This window comes from Parasphingorhabdus sp. W113, assembly GCF_055693205.1.
On the sequence record NZ_CM146328.1, the window covers coordinates 2,279,269 to 2,298,543 of the forward strand.

The 19,275-nt window shown below is 59.1% G+C and carries 15 protein-coding genes and 1 pseudogene; 8 read left to right on the top strand and 8 right to left on the bottom strand.

Annotated elements, in window-relative coordinates; translation table 11 throughout:
* Nucleotides 1-96: 96 nt before the first annotated feature.
* From ACZ1GS_RS10970 to ACZ1GS_RS10985, 4 genes are all read left to right on the top strand, one after another.
* Complete coding sequence (locus ACZ1GS_RS10970; RefSeq protein ID WP_472695225.1) at nt 97-1,257, top strand: JmjC domain-containing protein; 1,161 nt, start codon at nt 97-99, stop codon at nt 1,255-1,257.
* 70 nt (nt 1,258-1,327) lie between these two features.
* Nucleotides 1,328-3,202 (top strand): ABC-F family ATP-binding cassette domain-containing protein, encoded by a 1,875-nt coding sequence (locus ACZ1GS_RS10975; RefSeq protein ID WP_472695226.1) that lies wholly within the window; start codon nt 1,328-1,330, stop codon nt 3,200-3,202.
* 27 nt (nt 3,203-3,229) lie between these two features.
* Nucleotides 3,230-3,790, top strand: a complete 561-nt coding sequence (locus ACZ1GS_RS10980) for a 50S ribosomal protein L11 methyltransferase (RefSeq protein WP_472695227.1) — start codon at nt 3,230-3,232, stop codon at nt 3,788-3,790.
* 22 nt (nt 3,791-3,812) lie between these two features.
* Nucleotides 3,813-4,214, top strand: coding sequence for a 50S ribosomal protein L11 methyltransferase (locus tag ACZ1GS_RS10985; RefSeq protein ID WP_472695228.1), 402 nt, complete (start codon nt 3,813-3,815; stop codon nt 4,212-4,214).
* 22 nt (nt 4,215-4,236) lie between these two features.
* Here ACZ1GS_RS10985 and phhA read toward each other — a convergent pair whose 3' ends face one another.
* Nucleotides 4,237-5,133, bottom strand: coding sequence for a phenylalanine 4-monooxygenase (gene phhA / locus ACZ1GS_RS10990; RefSeq protein ID WP_472695229.1), 897 nt, complete (start codon nt 5,131-5,133; stop codon nt 4,237-4,239).
* A gap of 29 nt (nt 5,134-5,162) precedes the next feature.
* On the opposite strand from phhA, the gene ACZ1GS_RS10995 reads away from it, so the two are divergent.
* Both ACZ1GS_RS10995 and ACZ1GS_RS11000 read left to right on the top strand, forming a co-directional pair.
* The gene (locus ACZ1GS_RS10995; RefSeq protein WP_472695230.1) at nt 5,163-5,849 is read left to right on the top strand and encodes a TIGR02117 family protein; all 687 of its coding nucleotides are present in this window, start codon (nt 5,163-5,165) and stop codon (nt 5,847-5,849) included.
* A 76-nt stretch (nt 5,850-5,925) separates the two neighbouring features.
* On the top strand, nt 5,926-6,873 hold the full coding sequence (locus tag ACZ1GS_RS11000; RefSeq protein WP_472695231.1) for a hypothetical protein: 948 nt from the start codon (nt 5,926-5,928) through the stop codon (nt 6,871-6,873).
* Between the two features lie 33 nt (nt 6,874-6,906).
* Here ACZ1GS_RS11000 and ACZ1GS_RS11005 read toward each other — a convergent pair whose 3' ends face one another.
* A complete protein-coding gene (locus ACZ1GS_RS11005) occupies nt 6,907-7,539 on the bottom strand; it encodes a Crp/Fnr family transcriptional regulator (RefSeq protein ID WP_472695232.1) in 633 nt (210 codons plus the stop codon).
* A 136-nt stretch (nt 7,540-7,675) separates the two neighbouring features.
* Between ACZ1GS_RS11005 and ACZ1GS_RS11010 the strand changes: the two genes are divergently transcribed.
* A complete protein-coding gene (locus ACZ1GS_RS11010) occupies nt 7,676-8,533 on the top strand; it encodes a sterol desaturase family protein (protein ID WP_472695233.1) in 858 nt (285 codons plus the stop codon).
* Nucleotides 8,534-8,647: 114 nt separating this feature from the next.
* Here ACZ1GS_RS11010 and ACZ1GS_RS11015 read toward each other — a convergent pair whose 3' ends face one another.
* The 4 genes and pseudogenes from ACZ1GS_RS11015 to ACZ1GS_RS11030 form a co-directional block, all read right to left on the bottom strand.
* The gene (locus tag ACZ1GS_RS11015) at nt 8,648-9,826 is read right to left on the bottom strand and encodes a sterol desaturase family protein (protein WP_472695234.1); all 1,179 of its coding nucleotides are present in this window, start codon (nt 9,824-9,826) and stop codon (nt 8,648-8,650) included.
* A 17-nt stretch (nt 9,827-9,843) separates the two neighbouring features.
* Nucleotides 9,844-12,018 carry an NAD-dependent DNA ligase LigA gene (gene ligA, locus ACZ1GS_RS11020; protein WP_472695235.1) on the bottom strand — a complete coding sequence of 725 codons (2,175 nt, stop codon included), beginning with the start codon at nt 12,016-12,018 and terminating at the stop codon, nt 9,844-9,846.
* Nucleotides 12,018-13,681 (bottom strand): annotated as a pseudogene (gene recN / locus ACZ1GS_RS11025) (DNA repair protein RecN). Before recN ends, ligA begins: the two are co-directional and overlap by 1 nt.
* Nucleotides 13,682-13,766: 85 nt before the next feature.
* A complete protein-coding gene (locus ACZ1GS_RS11030; protein ID WP_472695236.1) occupies nt 13,767-14,549 on the bottom strand; it encodes an outer membrane protein assembly factor BamD in 783 nt (260 codons plus the stop codon).
* Between the two features lie 129 nt (nt 14,550-14,678).
* Between ACZ1GS_RS11030 and ACZ1GS_RS11035 the strand changes: the two genes are divergently transcribed.
* The gene (locus ACZ1GS_RS11035) at nt 14,679-16,391 is read left to right on the top strand and encodes an FAD-dependent oxidoreductase (RefSeq protein ID WP_472695237.1); all 1,713 of its coding nucleotides are present in this window, start codon (nt 14,679-14,681) and stop codon (nt 16,389-16,391) included.
* 57 nt (nt 16,392-16,448) lie between these two features.
* Here ACZ1GS_RS11035 and pnp read toward each other — a convergent pair whose 3' ends face one another.
* Together pnp and rpsO are read right to left on the bottom strand one after the other, a co-directional pair.
* Nucleotides 16,449-18,725, bottom strand: a complete 2,277-nt coding sequence (gene pnp / locus ACZ1GS_RS11040) for a polyribonucleotide nucleotidyltransferase (protein ID WP_472695238.1) — start codon at nt 18,723-18,725, stop codon at nt 16,449-16,451.
* 272 nt (nt 18,726-18,997) lie between these two features.
* On the bottom strand, nt 18,998-19,267 hold the full coding sequence (gene rpsO, locus ACZ1GS_RS11045) for a 30S ribosomal protein S15 (RefSeq protein WP_472695239.1): 270 nt from the start codon (nt 19,265-19,267) through the stop codon (nt 18,998-19,000).
* Between the last annotated feature and the right edge of the window lie 8 nt (nt 19,268-19,275).

A 19,275-nucleotide genomic window follows, 5' to 3' on the forward strand; every position in this document is an offset into this window, starting at 1 on the left:
GCCGCTTCTTTGGCAGCCCCCAAGGCAATCGGCAATGGCATTGCGGGAAAGGCGATTATGGGGTGAATATGCAGCGCAATCTCGTATAGGGGCCGCATGCAATTGACAGCTTTCGATCATGAGATGTTCCTGCGGGACTATTGGCAGCAAAAACCCTTGCTGATCCGCAATCCGTGGGCAGACTGGCAGAACCCGGTCGAACCGGATATTCTTGCAGGACTGGCGTGTGAGGACGGGATCGAATCCCGGCTGATCACGGGTCAGAGTGGCGTGGGGCCTAGCGAATGGAAGCTTGAAAACGGGCCGTTTTCGGAATCCCGCTTTGCCGATCTGGGCCGCGAAAATTGGACGTTGCTGGTCCAGGCGGTGGATCACTATCTCCCGGAAGTCGCGGCGCTGATGGCCCCCTTTCGCTTCATTCCCGACTGGCGGATCGATGACGTGATGGTCAGTTACGCTGCGGATGGCGGCGGCGTCGGGCCGCATTTCGATCATTATGATGTGTTCCTTGTCCAGGGCCAGGGCCGGCGGCGCTGGAAACTGGGGCAGCGGTGCGATGACAGCACCGCCCTGGTGCCCGACTGCGACGTCCGGCAGATTGCCGATTTCCAGACGACCGAAGAATGGATCTGCGAACCCGGCGATATTCTCTACGTTCCTCCCGGCATTGCCCATGACGGCAGCGCCATCGGGGATGACTGCATGACCTATTCCATCGGTTTTCGCGCGCCATCGCGCAGCGAACTGATTGGCTATTGGGCCGACGATCTGCTCGCCGGGATGACCGAGGATGACCGCTATGGCGATCCTGGCCTGCCCGCGCAGGCCAATCCCGGGGAAATCACCCCCGCCGCCCTCGATCAGCTCCACGCGCTGGTGACCGAGAAGCTGGGCGATCGCGCGGCCTTTGCCCGATGGTTCGGCGCCTATAGCAGCACCCCCAAATATCCGGATGCCGACTGGCGTACGGACGAGCCCATTGATCGCGCGCGATTGCGGCAACAGATCGGTGAAGGACAGTTGTTGCAGCGCAATCCTGCCAGCCGGTTCACTTTTATCCGCGACACGGATGCAGCGCTCACCCTGTTTGTCGATGGTGAGAGCTTTGCCTGCAACGCGGACAGCGCCGCCTTTGCCGAACAGCTGTGCCAATCGATCACCGCGCCGATCGATACCACCCTGCTCCGGTCGGACGCCATCACGGCGCTGGTCGTGCAACTGTGCAATCAAGGCAGCCTGATCTGGGACAACGGATGAGCGCAGACCACCAGGGTAGCCATAGCGAGTAAGGCTGGCCGAATCTCTCTGGCTCCGCTAACGGCAGCCGATGCTTAACTTCAGCAACATCACGGTGCGCCTTGGCGGCACAGTCATTCTCGACGGGGCGACCGCCGCCCTGCCCCCGGGCGCGCGCGTCGGCCTGATCGGGCGCAACGGGGCGGGCAAATCGACGCTGATGAAAATTGTCGCCGGGCTGCTCGATCCCGATGATGGCAGTGTCGACATGCCGCGGGATGCGCGCATGGGCTATATCGCCCAGGAAGCGCCGGCGGGATCGGAATCGCCGCTCGATACCGTGCTGGCGGCCGACACCGAACGCAGCGCGCTGCTGGCGGAATCCGAAACCGCTTCCGATCCGCACCGGATTGGCGAAATTCACGAACGGCTGAACATGATCGATGCGCACAGCGCGCCGGCGCGGGCCGCCCGCATCCTGGTCGGACTGGGCTTTGACGAAGCGGCGCAGCAACAGCCGATGGACAGTTTTTCCGGTGGCTGGCGGATGCGGGTCGCGCTTGCGGCTTTGCTGTTCTCGCAACCCGAAATATTGCTGCTCGATGAGCCCTCCAACCATCTCGACCTTGAGGCCACCCTGTGGCTGGAGAATTTTCTCCGCAGCTATGCCGCGACGATTCTGGTGGTCAGCCATGAACGCGATCTGCTCAACAATGTCGTCGATCATATTTTGCATCTGCAGCATGGCAAGACCACGCTCTATCCCGGCGGCTATGACGCGTTCGAGAAACAGCGGGCCGAACGGCAGGCGCAAATGGCGGCGGCGCGCGAAAAGCAGACGGCCGAACGCGACAAGCTGCAGGCCTTTGTCGATCGCTGGCGGACCAAGGCGCATAGCGCGAAACAGGCGCAAAGCCGGATCAAGGCGCTCGCCCGCATGGAACCGATTGCAGCGGCGATTGACGACCCTTCGCTCAGTTTCCATTTCCCTAGCCCATCGGAGCTCAAGCCGCCCCTGGTAACGCTGGATGAGGCGGCTGTCGGCTATGAAGAGAATATCGTGCTGTCCGGGCTGAACCTGCGGCTCGATCCGGATGATCGCACGGCGCTGCTCGGCCGCAACGGCAACGGCAAGACCACGCTGGCGCGCCTGCTGTCCAGCCAGTTGGCCCCCAAAGCCGGTGCGATCAACAAGTCCGGCAAGCTTACGGTGGGTTATTTCACCCAATATCAGGTCGAAGAACTTGATGTTGACGACACCCCGCTGGAGCATATGACGCGATTGATGCGGGATGCGAAACCCGGTGCGGTGCGGGCCCAGCTGGGACGGTTCGGTTTTTCCGGCGACAAGGCCACGGTGAAGGTCGGCAAACTGTCCGGCGGCGAACGCGCGCGGCTGGCGCTGGCGCTGATCACGCGCGACGCGCCGCATCTGCTAATCCTCGATGAGCCAACCAATCATCTCGATGTCGACGCGCGTGAGGCGTTGGTCCACGCGTTGAATGAATATAATGGCGCGGTCGTGCTGGTCAGCCATGATCGGCACATGCTCGAACTGACCGCTGATCGGCTGATCATGGTGGATAGCGGCAAGGCAGAGGAATTTGCCGGCACGCTGGATGATTATACCGATTTTGTTCTCGGACGGAATCAGGATAGCAAACCGGGCGCCGCAACCAGCGGCGGCCACCGCAAGGAAGAACGCCGACAGGCTGCGGAACGGCGCAAGCAGCAATCCGAACTGCGCAAAACCGCGAGCAAGGCCGAGAAACAGCTCGAAGCGCTGGGCAAAACGATTTCGGCGATTGATCGTGCGATGTTTGACCCGGCTTCTGCCGAGGCCGAATATAGCGGCCAGACCATGACCGAACTGATGCTGTTGCGGGCCAAGGCGCAGACCGCGCTGGAGGAACAGGAACAGCTGTGGATGGAAGCCAATGAAGCCCTCGAACAGGCCGATGCCTGACACCACAACAGCCACCCGGGTCGTGCGATGACCGATTGCTGGAAAATCAGCCTGCCCTGTTCGCGGACCGAAGCCGAAGCCATACCCGAAGATGCGCTGCTCCGGCCCGGAGAGGATAGCGCGCCGACAATCGTCACCCGCGAAGCCAGCGCCGACCGGCCTGACGACTGGATGATCGATATCTATTGCGACACGGAACCGGACAGCGCCTTGCTGAGCGAGATGCGCGGCTGGTCGCCTTCAGCGATCGCCGCGAAACAGCAGCCAGTGGTCGAAAAACTGGGCGATGAAGACTGGGTCGCGATGAGTCAGCAGGGCCTTGAACCGCTGCGCGCCGGACGGTTTTATGTCCACACCTCCGACAGTGCGCCAAGTACCGAAACCGGAGTCCGGAATATTGAAATCAACGCTGGCCAGGCGTTTGGCACCGGGCATCACGAAACCACTTTGGGATGCCTCGAGACGCTCGATCGCCTCAAACGCACCGGAGGGCAATTTCGCAATATTGCCGATATCGGTACAGGCACCGGGCTGTTGGCGATTGCCGCCCGGCACTTGTGGCCCACCGCGCAGAATCCTGGCGAGTGATATCGACCCGGTTGCGGTCTCTGTGAGCCTCGCCAATGCCGCGGCCAATGGCCTGCGGACCGGCCCCATGCCCCATGCGATTGAGATGATCACCAGCAACGGACTGGATCACCGCGATATTCAAAAGCGCGCGCCCTTTGATCTGATCATCGCGAATATTCTCGCCGGTCCGCTGGTCGCGCTGGCGCCGCAATTGGCGGCTGCAGCCGCACCGGGAACGCGATTGATTCTGGCCGGCTTGCTGGAGCGGCAGCAATCGGATGTCTTGCACGCTTATATCCGGCTCGGTTTTCGCCTGCGCAAGGTTCATTGCGATCAGGAATGGCCCTGCCTGACGCTGGTCAAGGCTCGGCAATATGGACCGAAGCGCACAGCCATGATCGGCAAATCTCCGCTCGCCGCGGATTATTTTGGTGAATGCTGACTCTGCGCCAGAATGTCGCTGATCAGATGACCACAGCCTTGCCGGTCTGGCCCTCGGCATAGGCCTGCGTGCCCTTTGTCAGCACAATATCGTCGTTCGCTATCTCGGCTATCGCGATATCGGGCATAGCGGCAATCTTTTCATAGACCGGCTTGAAATCGGTTTCGACCGTGACCCGCAGCAATTCGTCGAGACTGGGAATGACAAAATAATTCTGCTGATAGTCATCAATCCGATATTCGGTTCTCAACACCCGCTCGAGATCAAACATGATCCGGTTGGGGCTGGGATCATCCAATGCGAACTTGCTCTCGCCATAGCTCGACACGATGCCGGCGCCGTAGATCCGCAAGCCGTCCGCCTCCTGGATCAACCCGAACTCGACCGTGTACCAGTAGAGACGCGCCAATTGCTTGAGCGTGCCAAATTTTAGCGCACGCAAACCGCCGCGCCCGTAAGCGGCCATATAGTCGGCAAAGCGTTGGTCGGCGAGCATCGGCACATGACCAAATACGTCATGGAAAATGTCCGGTTCCTGCAGATAGTCGAGCTGATCGGGCTTGCGGATGAAATTGCCCGAGACAAAACGCCGATTAGCGAGATGTTCGAAAAAGACGTCGTCCGGCACCAGTCCGGGCACGGCGACCACCTGCCAGCCGGTGGCATCCATCAATATCCGATTCAGTTCGTTGAAATCGGGAATGCCCGGCTCTGACAGATTGAGAATATCCATCCCGTCCAGAAACGCCTGGGCCGCGCGACCGGGAAGCATTTTTCGCTGGCGGGCAAAAAGCGTATCCCAGGTCTGATGTTCTTCCGCACTATAGGCGGACCAGTTCTGGTCTATCGTCCAGTCGGCATTTGCGTGCGCTGGTGGCTTGTCATAGACATGGGATTCGGGGTCGGGCGATGTCAGCATGGGATGACTCTACAGCAGATAAGGTTTCAATGGCAACTTTCACGACAAAATGGCCAAAACGCATCGCCAAAGGGTTGTTGGCGATTGTCGCGCTTTATCTGCTGGCGGCGCTTTTTGGCAGCATTTTTCCCTCCAATCCCGATTGGAAAAGTCCGGAAGACGGTATTGAACTGTTTATAGAAACCAATGGCTTGCACACCGGAATTGTGATGCCGTTGCAAAGTGATGTTCATGATTGGAGCCCACTGATCCGGGCAGACCATCTCGCCGACCCCTCGCGATATGGCAGTCATATATTGATCGGCTGGGGCCATGAAGGTGTGTATCGCAACGCCGAATATTGGCAGGACTTGCGGTTTCGCGACGCTGCCAGCGCCATATTTGGCAGCGACCATGTCTTGCTGCATGTTTATCACCTGAGATATCCACAGGCTTATCCCCATTATCGCCGGGGATTCACCGTCAGTCGCGAAGAATATCGGAAGATGGTGGAACTGATCGAAGCGCGGTTCGTCCGGGACGCATCCGGTGCCGCCATTCCTTCGCGCGGTTATGGAGCGGATGATCTGTTTTACGATGCAAAAGGCCATTATAACGCCTTTTTTACCTGCAATAACTGGACCAATGACGTGCTGAAGCGGTCGGGCATCCGGACCGGTCTGTGGACCCCTTTTCAAGGCGGTGTGATGCGCTGGTTCCTGGAAGAAACAGATTAAGCCTATGACATTTGATGCTTTACATGACGGTTTTCCGGGCTAGCCTCGGCCCATCTCCAAAGAAAGGCATCCTGTCATGAAGTTCCTCGTTCCGCTCGCCGCCGCTTCTCTGACTTTGAGCCTTCCCGCGACCGTCGCCTCGGCAACCGCCACGGTCGAACCGTCGAGCGAGAATGATATTATCGTGACCGGATTGCGAACAACAGCGGATGTGAAGAAAGCGGTGGCGCAGTTTATCGACACGTCCATCGCGGTGCCGCGCGGCGGCCGGCACCAGGGACAATATGCCCGCTTCTCGGACGCCATCTGCCCCCTCGTCTCCGGTTTGTCAAAAGAGAATAACAGCGCAATTGAGCAGCGGATGCGCGCCGTTGCACGGACCGCAGACATGGGCGTGGCCCAACAGGATTGCACACCGAACGTATTCGTCGCCATTGTCAAAAATGGTCCGAAGACGGTGTCCGATCTGCGGAAAAAGCACAAGAATATTTTCGGCACCATGCCTGTCTATCAGCGCGATCAGCTTTTGAAGCTGGACGGACCAGCTTTTAGCTGGAAGCGCGTGGATACGGTCACCGCGGCGTCCGGTTTCGTCCATCGCACCGAAGATGTTGTCGATTTGCCCACGGAACAGGCGAAAACCACGGTTTCCCCGGTTTATTCAACGGTAAAATCCAAAATCAAGACGCCCACCATGGAAGCGATGCGCCATTCCTATCTGGTCCTGGAACAGGATGCTCTGGTCGGTTTGACGACCGTGCAAATTGCCGATTATGCCGCCATGCGATCCTATCTCGAGGTCAAGTCAGGCGCGGGCGCCAAGCCAGCGGCCTTTTCGATCCTCTCCCTGTTTGACAGCCTTGCCGCAGACAACACCCCGCCAGCATCGATTAGCGATTGGGATCTGGTTCTGCTCAGCAGCATGTACGGCGCACCGTCTGATGTTTCCGCAGGCCTGCAACGATCCGACATGCAGCAGCGGTTCGTGCGGGAGATTACCCTGGCGGTGAAACCGGAAGAATAGGCCAACGGGTGGCTAGGGGCCGAGCGACTGACTTTAGTCGAGCGGCAACCCGGCGTTCAAGCGATCCGGGTTGATAATTTTGATCCGGCCATAGCGTCTGGCAATGATGTCGGCGGACTCCAGCTTGGCCAAAGCCTTTCCCAGGGACACCCGGGAGACGCCCACCAAATCGGCCAATTCCTGCTGCGTCACCGCGACAACAGGATCTGACGGATCCGTGGCGCGCAGACGGGACAGTGCTCTTGATACCCGCTCCACTGTTGAAACCTTGCGCCCTTCTTCCACCATATCAAAGGCTTGTTGCACCATGGTGGCCATCGCTTTCAACAGGATGCGTGCGACGGTGACATCTGCGGTGATCGCCGCTTGCAATTCGGTTTCTCCGATACGGATAAGCGTCGCATCGCTGCCGGCAATCGCGTCGACCAGCCGCGGGAACTCGCCGAGAAAGGCTTGTTCGCCGAAGCTGTCGCCAACGCCCAACAATGCAAACAGATTCAGATTTCCATCCACCGAGAAACGGCCGATCTGCACCGTTCCGCGCGCGATATACCAGAAAGCATGGCCCGGATCGCCGCGTTGCTGGATCAACTCCCCCTTGGAAAAATCGCGGGCGCGCCCGTGACTCAGCAACCGCTGGCGAACTTCGTCCGGAAGCGCAGTCACAAAGCCGGCCGCGCTCGACAAAGACCGAGTTTTGGAATTTGATGCCGCCAATTGTAAACCTCTTAGCATTTGCACTATCGGCTATCTGTTAGACGGCTTTCGAAATCAAGTTTTACGGAATTGCCAAAGAGAAGAAATGCGTCCGGAAGTTTTTGCCATTATTGGGATTTTTGCGCTGTTCGGCACGCTCGAGCTGATTCGCACGCATTTGTTCCAAAAGCCGGAACAGACCCGGAACGATGCCTTTGTCGAAATTATCGGCTCTGCGGTCCTGCTGATCTTCACGCAGCCGATGATCATTGTTGCAGCTCAATTTCTGATGGGTGCTGCTGCGCCGCAATGGGCCGGCGCGCTGGCCAATATCCCGCTGCTGGCGGCGATCGCGCTGTTTCTGATTTTTGACGATATGACCCAATACTGGTGGCACCGCCTGTCGCACAGCATTCCGTTTCTCTACAATCTCCATCGCGCCCATCACAATGCGCGCTACATGAGCATCCGCCTGGTTTATCGGAACAACCTGTTCTATTATTCGATCATGCCAGGCATCTGGTTTTCCGGCATTCTCATCTATCTTGGACTCGGATGGGTCTATGTCGGTTATATCGTCGTCAAGATGGCGGTCATTATCGGCGCCCATAGCGACGTGGCGTGGGATGCGCCGCTATACAAGATCAAATGGCTTTCGCCGATCATGTGGGTCGTGGAGAGAACAATCTCGACACCCGCTACGCATCACGCCCATCATGGTCGGCACCTCGCCGATGGCGCAACCCACTATAAGGGCAATTATGGCAATCTCCTGTTTTTCTGGGATGTCCTTTTTGGCACCGCGAAAATTACCCGCCGTTATCCGGATAGCTACGGCGTTGAAAATTTGGCTCCCGCGACCCTCGGTCAGCAGCTTGCCTGGCCTCTCTTCCCTGAAAATCGGGAAGGTGGCTTTGGTGTAACAGAGCTAGCGCAGCGAGAAGCTGCTGCAAAAGCTGACTGAGATTGAGTTCCGGGGGGAAAGATCAGGGCGGTTGACGGATTGGGGGATCTCGTCAACCGTCCTGATTATTAAACGATCAACGCGCTGCGCCAGCTAGCGTCATTATTGCCCGGATCACCCAAGGCTGTCATCCGCGCCATAATCCGGTTTCTTGCGGGTCAACGGATAGGCGAATTGCTTGAGATAACCTTTTGGCACGTCTTCGGGGATCCCATAGCCCGCCGGCCATTTTGATGGCGGCAGGTAGAAGGTGCCAAATAACTTGTCGATCCACGGAAAATGGATCGCGAAATTCACATCAAAGGCTTCGCGCTCCAGGCCATGATGCCAGTGGTGAAAGCGCGGCGTCGCAATCCAGTGGCCGAGCCAGTTGAAATCCCCCTTGATATTGGCGTGCAGCAGGGACGAGTAGATATAGACGAAGGCGATATAGGCTTGCAGCACCGACGGACTGAAGCCCAGCGTCATCATCGGCAGCGACGTGATCCCGCGCAGCAGGATGATCTCGATAAAGTGCATCCGCGCACCGGCCAGCCAGTCCATCGACTTGGACGAGTGATGGACTGCATGGAACCCCCAGAGAAACGGCCAGCGGTGAAATGTGCGGTGAAAGAAATATTGGACCAGGTCGGTGAGGATCAGCACGATGATGAACTGCAAGAGCCATGGTATCCCGGCAACCGCGGCGCGGAAGGCATCCCAGCTGTTGGTATTGGCGACCAGCGCATTGGACGGCGCGAGCGCGAGAAAGGTTAGCGCCTGCACCATCATCGAACTGATCAGATAATAGAACAGGTCTTCCCGCCATTCGATCCGGAACAGCCGCTGGGCGCGCTTGTGCGGCACCAGCCGTTCGAGCGGTGCGAACATCAGACCCGTCACCACCATGTTGACAATGAAAAAATCGAGCCCGAAAAATATGCCCCAGCTGCGCGTATCCTCTGGCTGGACGTTGGCACCGCCAAGAAAAGCAGCGGTAATCCCGATGGCCAGCGCCACAAAACCCAACGCCTTGCGTGGCCGCAACAGCAAGCTGAGCAAGGCCAGCGCATAAGACCCGAGCAGCAACAGATGCACCGCGCCGCGAAAGCCCGACCAGTCCTTGACTGCCTGCAATTCCGGTGTCGCAAACCATTCGGGGAAGCGCAAGGTAATGACCATGCCGAGGCCAGCGATTGCCATCACCACGGCGAAAAAACCCGCGAGCCAACCGCTGCCAAAGCGGCGCACTTCCGGCGGCGCCTCGAGATCCTTGGCGAGCTGTTTCAATATGTTACTTTTCTTCGCCACCATTACCCCCGCAAAGCCTTTTAACCCGCCGCTTTCACAATGTCCGCCCAGGCGGCTTCATCGATCACTTCAATGCCGAGATCGGCGGCTTTTTTCATTTTCGACCCGGCCCCCGGCCCGGCCACCAGCAAGTCGGTCTTCGCACTTACCGAGCCCGAGGCCTTCGCCCCCAAAGCTTCGGCCTGGGCCTTGGCTTCGTCCCGGCTCATCGTTTCGAGCTTGCCAGTAAACACGACGGTTTTTCCAGCGACTGCGCTGTCTCTGGTTTCAACGATGTAATCGGGCGGCATGATCTCGCCGAGCAAATCATCCCAGACCGCGCGGTTATGAGGTTCATGAAAGAAGTCGGCCAGCGCCTGGGCGACCGTCGGACCGACACCATCAATGGCGGTAATCTCGTCGCGCACGGCTTCGTCGTCCCGGGCGGCGATACCGATTTCCGCCACACGCGCCAAAGTGACGAAATTCTTGAGCAAATCCCGCGCGGTGACCGCGCCGATATGCCGGATACCCAGACCGAAGAGGAACCGTGCCGCGTCAGCCGAACGCTTGTTTTCCACAGCCGCCAACAGATTATCCACAGACTTTTCCTGCCAGCCTTCGCGCGCCAATATCGTTGCGCGGTGGTTTTTCAGGCGAAAAATATCGGCCGGACTTTCGATCAGGCCGGCAGCGATAAATTCGGCGATGCTTTTTTCGCCGAGACCATCAATATCCAGCGCCGGGCGCGACACAAAATGGGCCAGACGCTGGAACCGCTGCGCCGGACAGATCAGGCCGCCGGTGCAGCGGACATCGACCTCGCCTTCCTCGGCCACCGCTTCGCTGTCACATTCCGGGCATTTTTCGGGAAAGATATAGGCCTCGCGCTTTTCATCGCGGGTCAGGTTTTCAACCACCTGCGGTATCACGTCCCCGGCCCGCTGAATCACCACACGGTCGCCAGGACGAACACCCAGCCGTTCAATCTCGTCGCGATTATGGAGCGTGACATTCGACACCACCACTCCGCCGACGGTCACCGGCTTGAGCCGTCCGACCGGCGTCAGCTTGCCGGTGCGGCCAACCTGAATATCAATGCTTTCGAGCGTTGTCTGCGCCTGTTCGGCGGGAAATTTGTGGGCCAGCGCCCAGCGCGGTGCCTTGGCGACAAAACCAAGACGCTGTTGCCAGTCGAGCCGGTCGACCTTGTAGACCACGCCGTCAATATCATAAGGCAGGTCGGCCCGTTCGGTTTCGATATGACGGTAATGGGCGAGCATGGTATCCAGCGATTGGAACCGCTGCACCAGCGGTGATAGCGGCAGCCCCCAGCGCGCAATGGCCTGCATCACCCCATAGGCGGTATCGGCCGGCAAGGCGCTGGCCACGCCCCAGCCATGGGCCCAGAATTTCAGCGGCCGCTGCGCGGTGACCTGCGCATCTTTTTGCCGCAAGGATCCCGCGGCCGCATTGCGCGGATTGGCAAATTGGCGGATTTTTTCAGGATCGAAATCGATCCCTTTCGCCGCTGCATCCGCCCTGCCTTCTTCCATCAGGCGCGTGTTGAGGCCATCAAAATCGGCCTTGGCCATATAGACCTCGCCGCGAATTTCGAAGACATCGGGAACATTGTGCTCCCGCGAAGGCGGGAGTCTATCTCCTGTCGGCGCGTCGACAGAACCGCCGGGAGATGGGTCCCCGCCTTCGCGGGAGCACAGCGTTTGCGGAATATCCGCGATCATCCGCACATTGGCGGTCACATCTTCCCCGATCTGGCCATCGCCGCGGGTGGCGGCGAGCACCAGTTCGCCCTTTTCATAGCGCAACGCGCAAGACAGGCCGTCAATCTTGTCCTCTGCGGTCACCGCGACTTCCGCGTCCTCCGGCAGATTGAGATAACGCCGCACCCGCGCCAGCCATTCGGCGATATCTTCGTCCGAAAAGCCGTTGTCGAGACTCATCATCCGCTGCTCGTGGGTGACCTTGGACAGCGGCGAGGCCGCGACCGCGGCGCCGACGAGTTTGTTGGGACTGTCGTCCCGCACCAGATGCGGGAAAGCCTCTTCCAGAGCGGTGTTCCGGCGCACCAAAGCGTCATAGTCCGCGTCCGTTATTTCCGGCGTGTCTTCGGCGTGATAGAGCGTGTTATGTTTCGCGATGGTGCGCGCGAGGCGCATAAGTTCGTTGGCCGCTTCCGCTTCGGAGATGTCCATCAAACCCCCTCCAGCAAACGATCCGCCTGGGCCCGCGCTTCATCGGTGACATCGGTGCCCGACAGCATCCGCGCGATTTCCTGGCGGCGGCCGTCCTTGTCGAGCGCGTTGACATCGGTGCGCGATACCGTGCCGTCGGAGCTTTTGTTAATCAGCATATGCGCCTTGCCCTTGGACGCGACTTGCGGGCTGTGGGTGACAACCAGCAATTGCGCGCCATCGGAGAGCCGGGCCAGCCGGTCGCCAATCGCGGCCGCGACCGCGCCGCCGACACCGCGATCAACCTCGTCGAAAATAATCGTCTTGGCGCCGCCTTCTTCCGCCAGCGCAACCTTGAGCGCGAGGATGAAACGCGACAGCTCGCCACCCGAAGCAATCTTGCCGAGCGGCGCCAGCGGGGCACCGGGATTGGTCGAGATCAGAAATTCAATCCGGTCCATTCCGTTTTGATTCCAACGCTCTTCGGGCACTTCTTCAATCAGGGTCTTGAAGCTGGCGGCATCCAGTTTGAGCGGCACCAGCTCGCCGGCCACCGCTTTGTCCAGCGCCTTGGCCGCTTTCACGCGCCGGTCGCGTAGCGCGGTGGCGGTCGACACATAGGCGGCTTTGGCTTGCCCCAGATCTGCCTCCAGTTGTTTGAGCGACTGGCCGCCATCGCTGATCGCCAGCAAGCGTTTTTCCAGCGTCGCCAGCAATTCCGGCAATTGTTCAGCCTCGACCCGGTGTTTGCGGGCAAGACCGCGCAGATCGAACAAGCGGGTTTCCATATCGTCGAGCCGCTGCGGGTCAAAGCTCAGCGCATGCGCCGCATCGGTCAGCTTTTCCTCGGCATCGCTGGCTTCGATAATCGCCCGATCCAGCGCGCCCAAGGCCTCGGCCAGCATCGGATGTTCGTCGCCAATCCGGTCGAGACGGCGCGCCGCCGCGCGCAACGAGGCGAGCCCGCCATTGGATCCGTCAAAGGCCGAACGGATCGCTTCGAGATCACCGGTCAGCTTTTCGCCCTTCATCATGGTGGCGCGTTCCAGCGCCAGTTCCTGTTCTTCCCCCGGTTGCGGTGCAAATTTTGACAGCTCGGCAACACTATGCTCGAGAAAATCGCGATCCCGTTCGGCGGCCTCCTGATCGTCCTTCGCCTGTTCCAGCGCATCTGCGGCGGCTTTCCATTCGGCAAAGGCCTGGCGGGTTGGCGCCGGATCCACGCCGGCAAAGCTATCAAGCAAGGCGCGGTGGCCCTTCGGATTGATCAGGCCGCGGTCATCATGCTGGCCATGAATCTCGATCAGCTGGCCGCCGATTTCCCGCAGCAAAGCGGCGGAACAGGGCTGGTCATTGATATGCGCCCGGCTGCCCCCGTCGGCCTTGACCGATCGCTTGATGATCAGCGGTTCGCCCGGATCAATCGCAATATCATTATCATCCAGCGCCGCGCCAGATTGCTGCCCGGTGGCGGCGGGTCGAAGCTCGCTATGACCTGCGCCTTGGCGGTGCCTTGGCGCACCAGGCCGCTATCGGCCCGGCTGCCCAGGGCCAGGCCGAGCGAGTCCAGCAGGATCGACTTGCCCGCACCGGTTTCGCCGGTCAGCACCGACAAGCCGGACCCGAACTCGAGGTCGAGCGCTTCGATCAATACAATGTCGCGAATGGATAAGGACTGCAGCACAGCCCTCTCTTAAATGACGATAGTTCCGGCTGCAACGCTACAAAGCGCTTTGGCTGGCACTATTTCCCGGCTGGTGAGAAGCGGATCAGGTCGCGCCGTGTTTCTTCACCAGATCATAGGCGCGCTCATACCATTTCGAACCCGGATAATTGGCGCCGAGCACGGCCGCGGATTTCTTCGCTTCTGCAGGAATTCCCAAAGCCAGATAGCATTCGGTCAGGCGCATCAGCGCCTCGGCGCTATGGGTGGTGGTGTCATATTTGTCGATCACCGTCCGGAACCGGATCGTCGCTGCGAGCCATTTGCCGCGCCGCTGATAGAAGCGGCCAATTTCCATTTCCTTGCCGGCAAGATGGTCGTTGACGAGATCCATCTTCAGCGTCGCGTCGGCGGCGTAGCGCGTGTTCGGATAGCGCCGGGCCACTTCGCCCAGCGTGGCCAGCGCCTGTTCGGTAATCTTCTGATCCCGGGTGACATCGCTGATCTGCTCATAGTAGCTGAGCGCAATCAGATAATAGGCATAAGGCGCATCCTTGTTGCCCGGATGGATCGACAGGAACCGGCGCGAGGATTCGATCGCCTTGTTATAGTCGCCAGCGACATAATAGCTGAACGCACTCATCTGCTGCGCCCGGCGGGCCCAGGGCGAATAGGGATGCTGCCGCTCGACCTCGTCGAACAGGGCGGCCGCGATCTTGTACTGGCCGCGGTCGAGGCGATCCTTGGCGGCATTGTACAGGGTGTTGACGTCGCGCGCGACATAGCGCGTATCGGCTCCCCGGTTGCCGCCGCCGCCCAAAGCGGCGCAGGCAGAGAGTGAAGTCAGGCACACGCCCAGCAGAGCGGCTCGAATGATCGTGTTTTTCATAGCTGTTCCCTTAACCGCTTATCTCCGGCACGCCAATAGTTGTTTCCGGGCGATAGCACCAAAAGCCTAAATTCGTCGCGAGAATAGCGGGGCCTTGCTATCTGCAGGATGAACGATCAGAATGATCCAATGACCTCATCTCCCCCGCTCCCCGCAGAGAACAACAGCGGCGTGCCCCGTGTCGATGGCGCGGATCCCTATGAACGCGAGCAACAGACGTTCCCGACGTTGACCGACGAACAACTGGCGCGAATCCAGCCCTTTTGTGATGCGGAAACTTTTCGGGACGGCGCATTGCTGTTCGAACGCGGGCAGCGCAGCGTCGATTTTTTCATCATCCTGTCCGGCGCGGTGGAGATATTCGATACCAATGACAATGGCGAGGCCAATGTCTTCACGACGCACAAGCGCCACCAGTTTACCGGCGAGCTCGATCTGTTCAACGACCGGGAGATTCTGGTTAGCGGCCGCGCTTCGGGCCAAACCGAAGTGCTGCGGTTCAAGCGCCCCGACTTTCGCAAAATGGTTGTCGCGGAGCCGGATATCGGCGAGATCATCATGCGGGCGTTCATATTGCGCCGCGTCGGATTGATCCAGCATGTTCAAGGCGGCGTCACCGTGGTCGGCCGGAAACAGGACGGCGCCAGCCTGCAAATCGACCGCTTCCTGACCCGCAACGGCTATCCGCACCGGATGATCGATATCGACGCCGACGAGGACAGCGCCGCCGCGATGGAAGGCTTCAGCATCGAGCGCGCCGATCTGCCAGTGGTAATTCTGCCGTCCGGGGATCTGCTGAAAGCGCCAACCGACAAACAGCTCGCCGACGCGCTGGGCCTGACCGAGGAATTGCACCCGGATCATGTCTATGATCTGGCGGTCATCGGGGCGGGACCATCCGGACTGGCGGCGGCGGTCTACGGCGCATCAGAAGGGCTCGAAACGATCATCATCGAGAAACTGGCGCCGGGCGGACAAGCCGGCACCAGCTCCAAGATCGAGAATTATCTGGGCTTTCCGACCGGCATTTCAGGCCAGGCCCTCGCCGGACGGGCGCAGATTCAAGCGCAGAAATTCGGTGCCAAACTGGCCATCTCGCGCAACGCGACCGGTCTGGATTGCGACGGCACCTATAACAAGATCAGACTGGAAGGCGATGAAGCGGTCTGCGCCCGGGCGCTGGTCATCGCCACCGGCGCCAGCTACCGAAAACTGAATCTTGAAAATGACGAAAAATTTGAGGGGCAAGGCATTCATTATGCGGCGACCGCGATGGAATCGAAGCTTTGCGAAGGCGAAGAGGTTGCCGTGGTCGGCGGCGGCAACAGCGCCGGACAAGCGGCGATGTTCCTCGCCCAAACCGCCAAACATGTCCACCTGCTGATCCGCAGCGACTCGCTGGCCGCCAGCATGTCGAGCTATCTGATCGACCGGCTCGAAGCCTCGCCCAAGGTTGCCATCCGATTTGGCACGGCGATTACCGAGCTGATCGGGGATACCCACCTGGAGTCCCTGCGCTGGAAAGGTCCGGACGGCATCGAGGATCGCGCGATCCGGAATGTTTTCGTGATGATTGGCGCCGTGCCCAATACCGATTGGATTGGCGATTGCCTGCAACTCGATGAAGGCGGATTTATCCGCACCGGCAGCGACTGTCAGGGGGAACCGACGGAAAGCCCCTATATGACCAGTCGTCCGGGCATTGTCGCGGTTGGCGATGTCCGTTCCGGCTCGGTCAAGCGCGTGGCATCCGGCGTCGGCGAAGGATCGGTGGTGATCCAGGCGGTCCACGGCTATCTCGCCCGCCTCGCGGAAAAGGAAACGGCCCAGGACGCCGGTTAGCCACAAAAAAGGGCCCCGGTTTCCCGAGGCCCTTTCTTTATCTGAAGCGATCCGAACCTAGTCTTCGGTGATCGAACCCGGCAACGGAATATCGCCGCCGCCCTGGTTGTCGCCGCCGCCGTCATTGTTGCGACCACGACCGCGTCCACCGCCGTCACGACCACGACCACGACCGCCACCGCCGCCATCACGACGTGGGCCGCGTGGTTTGCTTTCGCGTGGAGGACGGGTGTCTTCCAGCTCTTCACCGGTTTCCTGATCGACGACCCGCATCGACAGGCGCACCTTGCCGCGCTGGTCGATCTCGAGAACCTTGACCTTGACTTCCTGTCCTTCGCTCAGTTCGTCCGCGACTTTCTCGACCCGCTCATTCTTGATTTCAGAGACGTGGACGAGACCGTCCTTGCCGCCCATGAAATTCACAAATGCGCCAAAGTCGACGAGATTGACGACCTTGCCGTCGTAGATTTTGCCAACTTCGGCTTCTTCCACAATGCCTTCAATCCATTTCAGGGCTGCAGCAATTTGGGATTTGTCCGAAGAGGAAACCTTGATCAGGCCTTCGTCATCAATGTCGACCTTCGCACCGGTTTCCGCAACAATCTCGCGAATGACCTTGCCGCCGGTTCCGATAACGTCGCGGATCTTCTCTTTGTTGATCTGCATCGTTTCGATCCGGGGGGCATGTTCCGACATTTCCGTCCGGACACCGCTCAGCGCCTTGGACATTTCGCCAAGGATGTGCGCACGACCGCCACTCGCCTGTTCCAGAGCAGACTTCATGATTTCCTGGGTGATACCCGCAACCTTGATGTCCATCTGCAGGGAGGTGATACCTTTTTCGGTACCCGCAACCTTGAAGTCCATGTCGCCGAGATGATCTTCGTCGCCGAGAATGTCGGACAAAACAGCGAAATCTTCACCTTCGAGGATCAGACCCATGGCAATACCGGAAACCGGACGCGCCAGCGGCACACCGGCATCCATCATCGCCAGTGAACCGCCACAAACGGTTGCCATCGAAGACGAACCGTTGGACTCGGTAATGTCACTCAGCACGCGGATGGTGTAAGGAAAGTCCTCAACCGTTGGCAATACCGGGCGCAGCGCACGGAAAGCGAGCTTGCCGTGACCGGTTTCGCGGCGGCTGGTAAAGCCGAAGCGACCCACTTCACCAACCGAATAAGGCGGGAAGTTATAGTGCAGCATGAAGTTGCTGTAGCTGAGACCGTCGAGACCGTCGATCATCTGCTCGGCATCTTTGGTACCCAAAGTGGTGGTCACGATCGCCTGCGTTTCACCGCGGGTGAACAGCGAAGACCCGTGGGTCCGGGGCAGCAGACCAACCATGGCTTCGATCGGGCGAACCTGATCCAGCTTACGGCCATCAATACGGGTACCGTCCTTGATGATCGCGCCGCGTACGATTTCCGCTTCCAGCTTCTTGACCATCTTGCCGGCGGTCATCTGGGTTTGGCCATCTTCTTCGGCATATTTTTCTTTGGCTTTCTCGCGGACCGTATTCAGCGCGTCGCTACGCTCTGATTTGTCGGTCAGCTTGTAGGCGGCGGCAATATCGTCGCCAACCAGCTTGCGCAGGTCTTCCTTGATATCGCTATTGTCGTCGCCGGCGTCGAGCTGCCAAGGTTCCTTGGCGGCTTGTTCGGCGAGATCGATAATCAGACCAGCAACGTCCTTGCAGGCGTCATGGGCAAACTGAACGGCGCCAAGCATGACGTCTTCGGACAGCTCTTGTGCTTCCGATTCCACCATCATCACCGCACCAGGCGTGCCGGCAACAACCAGGTCGAGTTCGCCTTCAGCGACTTCGTCCATCGACGGGTTCAACTGATATTCGCCTTCGCTGTAACCAACGCGAGCGGCCCCAATCGGGCCCATGAACGGCACACCGGAGATGGTCAAAGCAGCTGATGCTGCAACCATTGCCAGGATATCGGGTTCGTTGACACCGTCATAGCTCAGCACCTGACAGATGACGTTGATTTCGTTGTAGAACCCTTCCGGGAACAGCGGACGGCAAGGACGGTCAATCAAACGCGATGTCAGCGTTTCCTTTTCCGTCGCACGGCCTTCGCGCTTGAAAAAGCCGCCTGGAATACGACCGGCGGCTGAGAATTTTTCCTGATAGTGGACGGTCAGCGGAAAGAAATCCTGTCCTTCGCGTACCGATTTGGCGGCGGTGACTGCACAGAGCACAACCGTTTCGCCGAGGGTCGCGAGAACCGCGCCATCAGCCTGACGGGCAATACGGCCCGTTTCGAGGGTGAGGGTTTCTCCGCCCCACTCCATTTCAACTTTCTTTACATCAAACATTCTTGTTTTCCTTTGTCCCGCCTGCCCTATGCAGTGCGGGGGCTTTCTTGTTTGTCCAGCAATCCGGCTGAACAGCGGTTGGAAGCTATTAGCGCTTCCTTTTCTTGGCCATCCTCACCTTATTGTGAAAATATGCCTTACTCGTGCCCCCGCGAAGGCGGGGGCCTATCTCCTGAACTAGCGCCTATCGGTACCAGCTAGAGATGGATCCCCGCCTGCGCGGGGATGACCCAATACGTAATCGGCCCGCAAAAGCGGGCCGAACGATTGCGTCACTTCCGAAGACCAAGGTCTTTAATCAACTTCGAATAGCGACCAGCGTCTTTCTTGCGGAGATAGTCCAGCAAAGACCGGCGCTTGTTCACCATCATCAGCAAGCCACGGCGTGAGTGGTTGTCTTTGTGATGGCCTTTGAAATGCTCTGTCAGGTTCACGATGCGCTCTGTCAGCACAGCAACCTGGACTTCCGGGGAACCGGTATCACCTTCGCTCTGCGCGAATTTCTTGATCAGTTCCTGCTTTTTTTCAGCGGTAATAGTCATAGTCTTTT

Bases quoted from the DNA above. Each gene is read 5' to 3' on its own strand.
- ACZ1GS_RS11010 (WP_472695233.1), top strand. From the start codon at position 7,676: ATGCGTCCGGAAGTTTTTGCCATTATTGGGATTTTTGCGCTGTTCGGC.
- rpsO (WP_472695239.1), bottom strand. From the start codon at position 19,267: ATGACTATTACCGCTGAAAAAAAGCAGGAACTGATCAAGAAATTCGCG.
- ACZ1GS_RS11035 (WP_472695237.1), top strand. From the start codon at position 14,679: ATGACCTCATCTCCCCCGCTCCCCGCAGAGAACAACAGCGGCGTGCCC.
- ACZ1GS_RS10995 (WP_472695230.1), top strand. From the start codon at position 5,163: ATGGCAACTTTCACGACAAAATGGCCAAAACGCATCGCCAAAGGGTTG.
- phhA (WP_472695229.1), bottom strand. From the start codon at position 5,133: ATGCTGACATCGCCCGACCCCGAATCCCATGTCTATGACAAGCCACCA.
- ACZ1GS_RS10970 (WP_472695225.1), top strand. From the start codon at position 97: ATGCAATTGACAGCTTTCGATCATGAGATGTTCCTGCGGGACTATTGG.
- ACZ1GS_RS11015 (WP_472695234.1), bottom strand. From the start codon at position 9,826: ATGGTGGCGAAGAAAAGTAACATATTGAAACAGCTCGCCAAGGATCTC.
- ACZ1GS_RS10980 (WP_472695227.1), top strand. From the start codon at position 3,230: ATGACCGATTGCTGGAAAATCAGCCTGCCCTGTTCGCGGACCGAAGCC.
- ACZ1GS_RS11000 (WP_472695231.1), top strand. From the start codon at position 5,926: ATGAAGTTCCTCGTTCCGCTCGCCGCCGCTTCTCTGACTTTGAGCCTT.
- pnp (WP_472695238.1), bottom strand. From the start codon at position 18,725: ATGTTTGATGTAAAGAAAGTTGAAATGGAGTGGGGCGGAGAAACCCTC.
- ACZ1GS_RS11030 (WP_472695236.1), bottom strand. From the start codon at position 14,549: ATGAAAAACACGATCATTCGAGCCGCTCTGCTGGGCGTGTGCCTGACT.
- ligA (WP_472695235.1), bottom strand. From the start codon at position 12,018: ATGGACATCTCCGAAGCGGAAGCGGCCAACGAACTTATGCGCCTCGCG.
- ACZ1GS_RS10975 (WP_472695226.1), top strand. From the start codon at position 1,328: ATGCTTAACTTCAGCAACATCACGGTGCGCCTTGGCGGCACAGTCATT.